Below are 13,004 nucleotides of genomic sequence, written 5' to 3'. Positions count from 1 at the left end.
AACAGGATTGATATCAACCAGGGCTTGTCTAATAACCAGGTAAACTGTGTTTTCAGGGACAGCACCGGGTTTATGTGGATAGGCACCGTGTCGGGACTAAACCGGTTCGACGGCTATCATTTCACAGTATACCAGCATGATCTGCGCGATACTACTTCGGTAGCGGATAATAATATCAGTAAAATCATGGCTGGGCCGGGGCAGCAGCTCTGGGTCCAAACCCGGTCGGGCATCAATATCTACGACCCGGTGACCACCCGTTTTAACCGGCACCCGGAAAAGATCCTCCGCCAGTGGGGATTTCCCGGGAACGCCGTTACCGATATAGTAAAAGATCCCTCCGGCGGGTACTGGTTCCTGCACCCTTCGGCGGGAATTTTCCTGGTAAATACCGCCAACGGGGTAAAACGGTTTACACATAGTAATGACAGCGGCAGTATTGGAACCAACAGCGTATCCGCCCTGCTGCCAGGTAAGGCGGGCGCTTACTGGCTGCTGCACAGCAATGGCCTGCTGGAAAAAATGGACGCCCGCAACCACCAGGTGGTTTACCGTGATTATACACTCGTAAGATCTGAAATCCCTCCTGGCGGCTGGATAATGGTAGCAGATGCCGATGGCGACCTGTGGATGTTCAGTAATAATGAAGACAACGGCGTTTACTATTTTGAGGTAAGTACCCAACATTTCCGGCATATTGGTCAGAATACACCCGGCATGGCGCTGAATAACAATATTGTAAGAGGCATTGTTCCGGATAACAATGGCCTGGTATGGATAGGCACCGATCATGGCGGCATCAATATTATTAATAAGAAAACGCAAAGCGTCCGTTACATTGAGAATATCAATGAAGATAACCGCAGCCTGAGCCAGAACAGTATCACCACGCTGTATAAAGATAATACCGGCATTATATGGATCGGTACTTTCAAAAAGGGGTTGAACTTTTATCACGAAAATATGGTGAAATTCCCGCTATACCAGTACCAGGCGTATAGCCGTAACAGTTTGCCGTATAATGATGTGAACCGGTTTGTGGAAGATGCAGCCGGTAATTTATGGATAGGCACCAATGGAGGCGGACTGATTTACTTTGACCGTACCCGCAATATCTTCACCCAGTACCGGCACGATGCCGCCAACAATAACAGCATCTCCGGTAATGTGATTGTCAGTTTATGTATCGATCACAACAAACAGCTATGGGTAGGCACTTATTTTGGTGGGCTGGACCGCTTCGATAACGGCCGTTTTATTCATTATAAACACGATCCGGCTGATAGTACCAGCATCAGCGATAACAGTATATGGGAAATACTGGAAGATAACCGCCACCAGCTGTGGGTAGGCACTCTCGGTGGCGGTCTTAACCGGATGGACCCTGCCACCGGGCGGTTCCGGCATTACCGGCAGGAGGTAAAGTCCAGGTACATTGCCGCCCTCATGGAAGATCACCAGGGCAACCTCTGGATAGGCACTTCCGATGGCCTCGATGTATATAACCCCGCCACCGGCACTTTTAAACATTACAACAACCTCCCCGGCGACAGCACCAGTCTCAGTCATAATAACGTGGTATGCATTTTCCAGGACAGCCGCCGCCGCATATGGATTGGCACCCGGGAGGGGCTGGACCTCTTCAATCCCAAAAACAACAGCTTCCTTACCCTTCGTAAAGAAAACGGCCTTCCGGACAACTCCATCCTGAACATCCTCGAAGCCAATGATCACCGCCTGTGGATGAGTACTCCCAACGGCCTGTCTAATATGACCATTGAGGGCAATACCTATACTTTCAAAAATTATGATGAATCCGACGGCCTGCAGGGAAAAGATTTCAACGAAAACGCCGCCCTGAAAACCAGTCGCGGTGAACTTATTTTCGGTGGCGGCAATGGGTTCAATCTTTTCTACCCGGATGCCATTGCCCTCAATAATAATATCCCGCCCGTAGTGCTCACCGATCTGCAGATCTTTAACAAAAGCGTGCTGCCAGGCGAAAAGATCAACGGGCGTATATTGCTGAAAGCCGCCATTCCCGAAACACAAAGCATCACCCTGAAACCTGGTGAAAATGTGTTTTCCCTGGAATTTGCTTCCCTGAACTATTTCCACCCCGAAAAGAACAGGTACGCCTATATGCTGGAAGGGTTTAATAAAGAATGGCTGTATACCGACGGGCTGCAAAGAAAAGCCACCTTCACCAACCTCGACCCCGGCGAGTATACATTCCGGGTAAAGGCTTCCAACAACGATGGCGTGTGGAATGAAAAAGGGCTTACCCTGAAAATAAAAGTACTTCCGCCGTTCTGGAAAACCTGGCCGGCCTTTCTCGGTTATATATTGCTCATACTGGGTGCACTGCTGCTGGCCCGCCGCATCATACTGGAGCGGGAACGGCTGAAGTTCAGGATGGAACAGCAAACACAGGAAGCCGCGCGCATGCACGAACTGGATGCGCTGAAGATCCGCTTCTTTACCAATGTAAGTCATGAGTTCAGAACGCCGCTTAGTCTCATTATCACGCCGCTGGAAAAGATTGTCCGCCAAACGGCGGAAGGCTCCTTAAAGGTACAGCTGGAGCTGATGCAGCGGAATGCACGGCGCCTGCTCAACCTCGTGAACCAGTTGCTCGACTTCCGTAAAATGGAAGTCCAGGAAATTAAACTGCATCCTGCAGAAGGAGATATCATCGGCTTTGTGAAGGACCTCACCGGCTCTTTTTCCGACCTGTCTGATAAAAAGCATATCCAGTTGGCCTTCCAGAGCAATGTACAGGAACTGAAAATGTTGTACGATGCAGATAAAATAGAGAAGATCATCTTTAACCTGCTCTCCAACGCCTTTAAGTTCACCCCTGAAAATGGCAATATATCCGTTCACGTTAGTTACCAGGAAGCTGCCGCACAGCTGGAGATTGCTGTGAAAGATAACGGTATCGGTATTCCTCCCGAAAAGCAGGAACATATTTTTGAAAGGTTCTTCCAGCATGAGGTACCCGCTTCCATGGTGAACCAGGGCAGCGGGATAGGGCTGTCCATCACAAAGGAATTTGTGAAAATGCATGGAGGCAGCATTACAGTAGACAGCGCCCCGGAAATGGGGAGTTGCTTCACCGTGTTCCTGCCGGTAAAAACGGCTACCGTGGCTGTTCCCGGCGATGTACAGGAAACAATCCGTACTACCGTTGCCGTTACACCGCCTGCAGGTGTGAATATCAATTCTAAAAAACCGGTGGTATTACTGGTAGAGGATAATGAGGATTTTCGTTTTTATCTGAAAGATAATCTCAGCCAGTACTTCCAGATTATAGAAGCAGAGAACGGGCTTGCCGCATGGAAAGTGCTGCAGCAAACGCTCCCGCACCTGGTAGTAAGCGATATTTCCATGCCGGAAATGGATGGACTGGAATTGTGCAAAAAGGTACGTGCCCATCAACGTACCTCGCACCTGCCCATTGTATTGCTCACCGCCAGGGCGGAAGAAGCCCAGCAGCTGGAGGCGCTGGAAACCGGCGCTTCCGATTACATTACCAAACCTTTTAACTTCGAGGTGCTGCTTTCGCGGCTCAGGAACATTATCTCCCAGCAATCATCTCTCCGGAAAACATTCCAGCAATATATAGAAGCCAACCCGGGAGAAGTAGCTGTTTCATCCGCAGATGAACAATTTATACAGCAGGCTTTACAAATTGTAGAGAAGAATATTTCCAATCCCGACTTCTCCGTGGAAGAACTAAGCAGGGCGCTTTTCATGAGCCGGGTATCCGTGTATAAAAAGATCCTGGCCCTCACCGGCCGGTCGCCCATAGAATTTATCCGGAGTATCCGTTTAAAGCGGGCCGCGCAGCTACTGGAAAAAAGCCAGCTTACCGTGGCAGAAGTAGCGTATGAAGTGGGATTCAACAACCCCAAATACTTTACAAAGTATTTCAAGATGGAATACAATGTACTTCCTTCTGTTTATGGGAAGAAGAAATAATACCACTACTTCAATAGTACATCATCCCGTAAAACAACAAATCTGCCCTATGAAATAACGAAATGCGCCCCCTGCTTAAAAGGGGCAATAGATAATTTTGTGAGATTGATTATCAAACCGACTATGTTCAAGCAAAACTTTAAACGAAGCAACCGCCTGTATCTGCTGATTGAAATCCTGCTGTACTGTTTGATCACAGGATCTCTTATTGGTCTCTTTTTATTATAACAGCTTTAAAACCAGTTATTTCGGTTGCCGCATCTTAACATTTAATGCCCTTTCGGGAATCAATTTATTACCTGCCGGATACCGCAGGTTAACATAATCGCCCTACATCTAAAACATACCCATACCCTCTGATTCATACCCTCCCTTTACTTTTGTTTTAACACGTTTTGAAGTAACACGTTTTTGAAAAATGCAGCACAGGTGCCACAACCTGTATTTGTAACAACCACGTTCAACCAACGAAAAAAAATCCGTTTAAATATGCTGATAAAGAGGGCGATACCGATCGTACTAATGACGTTCCTCACTTCCTGGTGTTACGCCGGGCAGGTGGAAAAACTGTCTGACGGCCTGTTGATTCATTTAAAAAATCCCGCCCCGAACGGCGCCAGGCAGCTTAAATTACAAGTGGTTACTGATAAGGTGATCCATGTAACCGCCACGCCAGACGATCACTTTACCGGGTCTCCCAGCCTTATGGCCGTAGATGCCGGTGGTAATCCCATCAAATGGGATTCCGAAGAAAGCAATGAAAGCGTTACACTGAAAACAGGCAGTATTACTGCCACTGTAGCACTGAATACCGGGGAAGTGGTGTTCCGTGATAAGGCAGGCAATATTATACTGCAGGAAGAGGCAGGCGGCGGTAAACGTTTTACACCGGTTACCATAGGCAATAAATCCCTGTACCGGATCCAACAGGTGTTTGAATCCCCTGCCGGTGAAGCATTCTATGGACTCGGCCAGCATCAGACCGGCTTAATGAATTACAAAAACCAGGATGTAGATCTCACTCAATACAATTCTGTAGCAGCCGTGCCCTTTGTAGTATCCAACCGGCACTACGGCATTTTATGGGATAACTACTCTATTACACGTTTCGGGGACAACCGTCCCTACAAACAAATGTCCGACTTACACTTAATTTCTGCAGATGGACAAACCGGGGGATTCAGTGCCATCTATGGCGACCGTTACAATAATACCGTGTATATAAAAAAGATAGAAGATAAGATCGACTATGAGTTCCTGGATCGTTTGTCCTCGCTCCCTCCCTCCTTTCCCATGGTAAAAGGAAAGGTAACATGGGAAGGCTCCGTGAATGCAGATGAAACAGGTGAGTATAAATTTTTCATGACCACTTCCGGTTATACCAAAGTATGGATCAACGGGCAGCTGAAGCTGGATAAGTGGCGCGAAAGCTGGAATCCCGGCGCATCTGTATTCCGCCATCTTCTTAAAAAAGGAGAGCCTGCCACTGTAAAAGTGGAATGGATCCCGGAAACCGCGCAATCCTTCATTTCCCTCAAATTTCTCCCTCCTGTTCCTGCAGAAGGACCGGACAAAATGCAGCTGACCTCCGAAGCAGGTGAAAAGATCGACTACTATTTTATGTATGGAGAAGATATGGACGAAGTGATCAGCGGCTATAGAAAAGTAACGGGCAAAGCCACCATGATACCACGCTGGGCACTGGGCTTCTGGCAAAGCAGGGAACGGTACAAAACGCAGCAGGAGATTGAAAACACCGTAGCAGAGTTCCGCAAAAGAAAGATCCCGCTGGATAATATCGTGCTGGACTGGAGCTACTGGAAACAGGACGAATGGGGCAGCCAGCAGTTTGATCCCGCACGCTTCCCGGATCCCGCCGGCATGATCAGCCGCCTGCATAAACAATACCATACCAATTTCATGATCTCTGTATGGCCAAAATTCTATGAAGGCATCAGCAATTATAAATTGTTCGACAGCAAAGGCTGGTTATACAAACAGAATATCAAAAACAGGCAGCGCGACTGGATAGGTAACGGTTACGTATCTACGTTTTACGATGCCTTTAATCCGGAAGCCCGTAAACTGTTCTGGAGCCTGTTGCAGAAAAACCTGCTCAGCAAAGGCGTAGACGCCTGGTGGCTGGATGCCACAGAGCCGGATATACTGTCCAACGCCTCCATTGAAGAACGTAAAACACTGATGGATCCTACTGCGCTCGGCTCTTCCACCCAATATTTCAACACCTATGCATTAGTGAATGCTCAGGGAATTTACGAAGGACAAAGAGCCGCTAAACCGGATCAGCGGGTGTTTATCCTTACGCGTTCCGCTTATGCGGGACTGCAACGTTATGCCGCCGCCACCTGGAGCGGCGATATAGGCGCCACTTTCACCGAGTTCAAAAGACAGATCCCCGGCGGATTGAACTTCAGCCTCTCCGGCCTGCCCTACTGGACTACGGATATAGGCGGTTTTTTTGTGGAAGATAAATATGACCACCCCGATCCGCAGGGGCCGGCACTGGAAGAATGGAGAGAACTCAATACCCGGTGGTTCCAGTATGGCGCTTTCTGCCCCCTGTTCCGTTCACACGGGCAATATCCCTACCGGGAAATGTTCAACATTGCCCCCGACAGCAGCGTGGCCTACCAGTCGATGTTGTACTACGACAAACTGCGTTACCGCCTGCTGCCTTACATCTATTCCATTGCAGGCAGTACTTACCATCACGACTATACGATAATGCGCGGACTGGTAATGGACTATGGCCATGATACGGCAGTGCTGAACATCAGCGACCAGTACATGTTTGGTCCTTCTCTCCTGGTAAACCCCGTAACGGAATACCATGCACGCAGCCGGGAATTGTACCTGCCCGCAGGCAATGGCTGGTATGATTTCTACACCGGGAAATACGAAACCGGCGGCCGGCATATTACCGCCGCAGCGCCTTTGCAAAGAATGCCTTTGTATGTAAAGGAAGGCGCTATCCTGCCGGTAGGACCTGCCCTGCAATATACCAGTGAGCGCCGCGCAGATACCATACAGCTGTATGTGTATACCGGTAAAGACGGGGAGTTCACACTCTATGAAGATGAAAATAACAACTATCAATACGAGAAAGGCGCCTTCAGCAACATTTCCTTCCGCTGGAATGAAGCAGCGCAAACGCTCACTATAGGACAACGGGAAGGCCGTTTTCCGGGTATGCTGCAGCAGCGGTATTTCCTCGTAACATTTGTTGGTAAGGAAAATGCTGTAGGACCGGATATCAGCCATAAGACAGGTAAAATGATAACATATAATGGAATAGCAAAAACGGTCCGGGCCATCTGACCTGGACCATTTTATCTTAAAATTATTCAAACTCCTTTGCCTAAATAAAACACGTTAAACATGAAAATCTGGTACACAATCAGCAACTATTTTCCGCGGCAAACCGTGATAAGGGCGCTTGCTGTATGCAGCCTGGCTACCGTAGCGCCTCCCGCGCTGCACGCAGCTGCCAATAACGGGAAGGCATATACGCAACCTGTAAAGCAAACTATTACGGGCAAGGTAACGGATGCTAAAGATGGCAGTCCCCTGCCCGGCGTTAATATTCTTATAAAAGGAACCACCCGTGGCACGGTTACCAACGCCGACGGGTTATTCACCCTGCAGGCAGATCCCGGCGAAATATTTGTGGTATCGCTGGTAGGCTATACCAAACAGGAGCTGCCCGCAAAAGCCGGCGGTCCCATGAACATAAGCCTGCAATCCGCTTCCACAGGACTGGATGAGCTGGTAGTAGTGGGTTATGGCGCACAAAAGAAAAAAGTAGTGACCGGCGCCACCGTACATCTCAACAACGATGACCTCATAAAGAATCACGCCATCAGCGTAGAACAATCTTTGCAGGGCCAGGCGCCCGGTGTGCAGGTAACATCCAACTCCGGTCAGCCCGGCGATGCGCTGAAATTCACCATCCGCGGTATAGGCACCAACGGCGACTCCCGCCCGCTTTTCATTATTGACGGTTTCCCGGCAGACGATATCACTTTCCTTAATCCAAACGATATTGCGAGTATAGACGTGCTTAAAGACGCTGCATCCACGGCCATTTACGGAACACGCGCCGCAAATGGTGTAGTGATGATCACTACAAAAAAGGGCCGCGCCGGCAAAATGAGTGTCAGTTTTGATGCATCTTACGGGTTACAGAACCCGGCCCGCAAACTGGATCTGCTGAATGCACAACAGTATGCCCATATCATGAATGAAGCGGCTATCAATTCCGGTTCGGTACCTATCTACACCCCGGATTCTATTGCGAAGCTGGGTACAGGGCCCGACTGGCAGAAAGCAGCTACCATCAAAAATGCGCCCATACAGAACTACAGCCTGGGCCTCGCCGGAGGTAACGAACATTCCGTGTTCTCCACTTCCCTGTCTTACCAGGGACAGCAAGGTGTAATGGGACTTCCCGGCAGATCTAATTTCGAAAGAACTTCTTTCCGTATCAACTCAGAGCACAAACTATATAAAGACCTGATCAAAACCGGGGAGAACCTAACGTTTGCGCATACACGCCAGCGTGGTATTGGCACCGGCAATATCTACAATAACTCTATCCGCGGGTTATTGAATGCCTCGCCCATTTACCCTGTGTATAATGCAGATGGCAGTTATGGCAAATCGCCTTATGCGGAGGAAGCCAATCCCATTGGTATGATTGACTACACGCAGAATAACCAGACCATCATCGACAGGCTCATTGGTAACATCTATGCAGAAGCTATCCTCATCAAAGGACTGACCCTGCGTACAGACTTTGGCGCCGACATCTCCTATAATTACAACAACTCGTTTACTCCCAAATACGACCTCGGTACCAATAACAAGAACGATCACTCCCTGGCCAGCCAGGGCATGTATCGTAATCTTACCTGGAACTGGGATAACACCCTTACCTACCAGCTCAAAACAGGCAAGCACGACCTGAATGTAATGGTGGGTACCACGGCAAAGAAATTTGAAGGATACAATGTAAGCGGCAATAAAGCAGATCTTATCATTACCGATTTTGGTCATGCTATTATTGATAACGGCAGAAATGATTCTACCCAAAAAGTATATGGAGGCAGGAGTATGAATGCGCTGCAATCCTACTTCGGAAGGGTGTTTTACAGCTACGACGATAAATACCTGCTTACCGCTACGCTGCGCCGCGACGGCTCCACCAAGTTTGGCGCCAATAAACGCTATGGTTACTTTCCCGCTTTCTCATTAGGATGGATCCTGACCAACGAAGCGTTCCTTAAGAGCAGCAGTTGGATCAACTTCCTGAAGATCCGCGGTGGATGGGGACAAAACGGTAGCGATAGGATTGAGGATTTCAGGTACCTGGCCACTGTCAACTCTATGTACCGCGATTATTACTTCAACGGGCAAAAAGCCATCGGCGCTTCTCCCGACAAAATACCCAACCCCGATCTGCACTGGGAAGCATCTGAACAAATTGATATCGGGTTTGATGCAACACTGTTCAAAGACGTAACCGTAACATTCGACTGGTATCAGAAAAATACGCGCGACTGGCTGGTAACGGCTCCTATCCCCGACCTGGTGGGTACCGGCGCTCCTACCATCAATGGCGGTAATATTCAGAACAAGGGTATTGAGCTTGGCATTAACTACAACCACCAGTTTGGAGAAGTAAATATTGGCATCGGCGGTAACATTGCCTTCAATAAAAATACCGTGATAAATATTCCTAACCAGGAAGGCGTTTTGCATCCTTCTTACAACGGGGTACTATCCTCTAACATGGATGAATACTTCCGTGCGCAGAACGGCATGCCTATCGGTTATTTCTATGGTCTGAAAACAGCCGGTATTTTCCAGAACCAGGCGGAAATAGACGCCTATACCAGCAAAAGCGGGCAGAAGATCCAACCGGGCGCACAGCCAGGCGATGCACGCTTTGTAGACATGAACGGCGATGGTGTGATCAATGGCGATGATAAAACAAAAGTAGGCGATCCTAATCCTTCGCAAACCTATGGCATCTCTTTATCTGCCGGCTGGAGAGGGTTTGATCTGAGTGTGCTGCTGAACGGTGTGGGTGGCAACGACATTGTGGATGGAACAAGGGCTTACGACCGTTTTACCAACAATTATACAACAGCAATTTTTGGCCGCTGGCATGGTGAAGGCACTTCCAACAGCATGCCCCGTGTAACGCAGAATAACGAAGCCAACCAGAACTACACCCGCTTCTCAGACCTGTATGTACATAATGGCGCCTTTCTCCGTGTGAAGAGCATCAACTTTGGATATGACTTTAAGAAAACATTACTGAAACGCCTGCCACTTCAGCAGTTCAGACTGTACGTATCGGGGTTGAATGTATTTACGTTTACCCATTACCGTGGGTTGGATCCGGAAGTGGGTTATGGTATCGACAACTGGTCGTCCGGTACAGACCTCGGTTATTTCCCACAGCCAAGAACTGTTCTGTTCGGCCTTAATGTTAAATTTTAAACTCCGGTAATCATGAAGAAAATATTTGCAGCTATCATCGTAACGGGGTTAATGGCTTCCTGTTCCAAAAGTTTCCTGGAAACATTGCCCATCAATACAATAACAGAAGAGGATTTTTATAAGACGCCCGCAGATGCTTACCAGGCATTGGTTTCCGCATACAGTGTATTGAACTGGGATGGCTATGGCAATATTGCCCTCAGCGCTGAAATTGCATCCGATGAATGCTTTGGCGGCGGTGGTACTTCCGATAACGGGTGGAACCAATGGGACAAGGGTATTAAAATGAATGACCTTAACAGCAATGCCTGGAAGAAATACTACACCGGCATTTACCGCGCCAATAAACTGATACAGAAAATTGATGCAGTAGATTTCAAAGGAGATGACGCCACTAAGAACCGTTACGTGGGCGAAGCGCATTTTCTGCGCGCTTACTTCTATTTTGACCTGGTGCGGATGTTTGGTCATGTGCCATTGATCACGGCGCCGCTGGAACCCGGTAACTATAATATCCCACAGGCAAATCCCGACAGCGTATACATGCTCATTGCCAACGACCTGAAGCTCGCAGCAGCTAATATCCCTGCCACTCCTTTCGCCAGCATTCCTACCGGCGAATATGGCAGGGCCACCAAATGGGCGGCAGAAGCTTTACTGGGCCGTGTTTTCCTGTACTACACCGGTTACTACAACAAGCCCGGTATTGCAGACGTATTTTCACAGGCAGATGCCATTGCCGCTATTGAAGACGTGATCAATAACAGCGGCTATAGTCTTGTTCCCAAATACAGGAACCTGTTCCGCGCTTCCGCAGAAAGCACCACCGACTACGCCGGTCAGAATAATGCAGAAGGCGTGTTCACTATTCAATATACTTACCTCGGTTTGGGCAACCAGGACCAGCAGAACGGTAACCGCATGCAGGTAATGATCGGTATCCGCTCACAGGTACTGGACCCTTACTACAAAGGATGGGGCGCCGCCACTGTAAATGAAACCCTCTTTCATTCCTATGCACCAGGCGACAGCAGGCAAACGGCTTCTATCATTTCCATTAACGGGGAAGGATTTGCCGATACCTATAACCAGGGTGATCAGGCGCAGTACACCGGCTTCTTTATAAAAAAATATACACCGCTGAAAGATAAAAATGCAGATGACCTGGGCGGAAGTTTCCAATGGGACAATTTCGATAACTATATGGTGATCCGCTTTGCTGATGTATTGCTGATGGGCGCAGAATTAAATCTTGCCGCCAATGCCGCCAAAGCACAGGGATACCTGGATCGCGTGCGCGACCGCGCTTTCGGCGATCAGACCCACCGCATTACTCTTGGCAACAAAACGCAGATCATGCAGGAACGTAGATGGGAACTGGCGCTGGAAGGACATCGCTACTGGGACCTGCTCCGGCAGGGCATGGCCGCTGCCAAACAGGCAATTGATAATCCTTCTTCCCAGGCCGGCTTCAATGTAGTATTCCGTACAGAAACAAATGGTTTATTCTCTATTCCTGAAACACAGATCAATTTATCTAACGGTACGCTCAAACAAAACACCGGCTGGTGATTGCTCACTTAAAAAACTAAGCACATGAAACGTCTGCATATATATTTCCTGGGATTAACCACTGCATTGTTTTATGCATGCAGTCCTTATGAAGACAGGATCACCCCGGCGGATCCCGCCGGCATTCAACTCGATTTTTCTGTTACACAAACTCCCGGCTACGATAACCAGGTAACACTGGAAAGCAAAACAAAAAATGTGATCCCTTTCTGGGATTATGGCTTCGGCACTACTAAAAACACGAAAGCGGTAGTGATACTACCTTTTGCGGGCGACTTCTTCATAAAATACTCCGCTTACGGTGACGGCGGTCCGAAAACGGATTCTGTAAAAGTAACCGTAAGTGAAAACGATCCGAAGTTTTTTTCCAGCGAAATTTACGACCTCCTCACCAATAGCGCTGATGGAAAAACCTGGGTATGGGCGGTGGATGTTCCCGGCGGCTATTGCTTTGGTAATGGTCCGGGGGATGCCGACAAACCGGCATGGTGGACCGTGGGCACTGCCGGCCTGAGAGATCAGGGTGTATTGGAAGATGAAATGACATTTGATCTTAATAAAAATGCCAACTTCTCTATCATACATAAAGGAGTAACCACGAAAGGATCATTTTCACTGGATACCCTGAATAAAGCAATTAAGATCAATGGAGCAGATATCAGCTGGGGTAATAATGTTACTTACAATATTGTTAAGCTGAACGCCAATGAACTAACGCTGGTACAGCAAGGCGATGGCTGGCGCAATCTCTGGCTGTTCAAGCGTAAAGGGTTTGTATTTTAAAAATCCACATTATGGTCCCCGGCGGGGTTCTCCCTGCCGGTTTTTTTAAAATTATTTTTTGTGAGATGATAAAAGCGGACAATATATATCATAAATAATTAAGATACTCAGTATTAATCAATGCTGTTTTGGTTGTT

At 48.2% G+C, this 13,004-nt stretch carries 5 protein-coding genes; all 5 read left to right on the top strand.

The genetic code is table 11. The features are described 5' to 3' along the window. The coding region (locus VN105_RS01390) for a hybrid sensor histidine kinase/response regulator (RefSeq protein WP_325637178.1) at positions 1 to 3,984 on the top strand (3,984 nt) is incomplete at its 5' end. Positions 3,985 to 4,473: 489 nt separating this feature from the next. Further along, complete coding sequence (locus tag VN105_RS01385) at positions 4,474 to 7,323, top strand: TIM-barrel domain-containing protein (RefSeq protein WP_325637176.1); 2,850 nt, start codon at positions 4,474 to 4,476, stop codon at positions 7,321 to 7,323. Positions 7,324 to 7,383: 60 nt separating this feature from the next. After that, entirely contained in the window at positions 7,384 to 10,512 is a 3,129-nt protein-coding gene (locus VN105_RS01380) for a TonB-dependent receptor (RefSeq protein WP_325637175.1), read from the top strand. Between the two features lie 12 nt (positions 10,513 to 10,524). After that, complete coding sequence (locus VN105_RS01375) at positions 10,525 to 12,084, top strand: RagB/SusD family nutrient uptake outer membrane protein (RefSeq protein WP_325637173.1); 1,560 nt, start codon at positions 10,525 to 10,527, stop codon at positions 12,082 to 12,084. 24 nt (positions 12,085 to 12,108) lie between these two features. Next, positions 12,109 to 12,867 (top strand): hypothetical protein, encoded by a 759-nt coding sequence (locus tag VN105_RS01370; RefSeq protein WP_325637172.1) that lies wholly within the window; start codon positions 12,109 to 12,111, stop codon positions 12,865 to 12,867. Positions 12,868 to 13,004 lie beyond the last annotated feature (137 nt).

It is taken from the genome of Chitinophaga sp. (assembly GCF_035564935.1).
Classification (GTDB): Bacteria; Bacteroidota; Bacteroidia; order Chitinophagales; family Chitinophagaceae; genus Chitinophaga.
The sequence above is the reverse complement of the archived record's forward strand: the minus strand, read 5'-3'. Positions and strand labels throughout refer to the sequence as shown.

Excerpts from the sequence above, each read along its gene's own strand:
- VN105_RS01385 (WP_325637176.1), top strand. The coding sequence starts at position 4,474 with ATGCTGATAAAGAGGGCGATACCGATCGTACTAATGACGTTCCTCACT.
- VN105_RS01375 (WP_325637173.1), top strand. The coding sequence starts at position 10,525 with ATGAAGAAAATATTTGCAGCTATCATCGTAACGGGGTTAATGGCTTCC.
- VN105_RS01370 (WP_325637172.1), top strand. The coding sequence starts at position 12,109 with ATGAAACGTCTGCATATATATTTCCTGGGATTAACCACTGCATTGTTT.
- VN105_RS01380 (WP_325637175.1), top strand. The coding sequence starts at position 7,384 with ATGAAAATCTGGTACACAATCAGCAACTATTTTCCGCGGCAAACCGTG.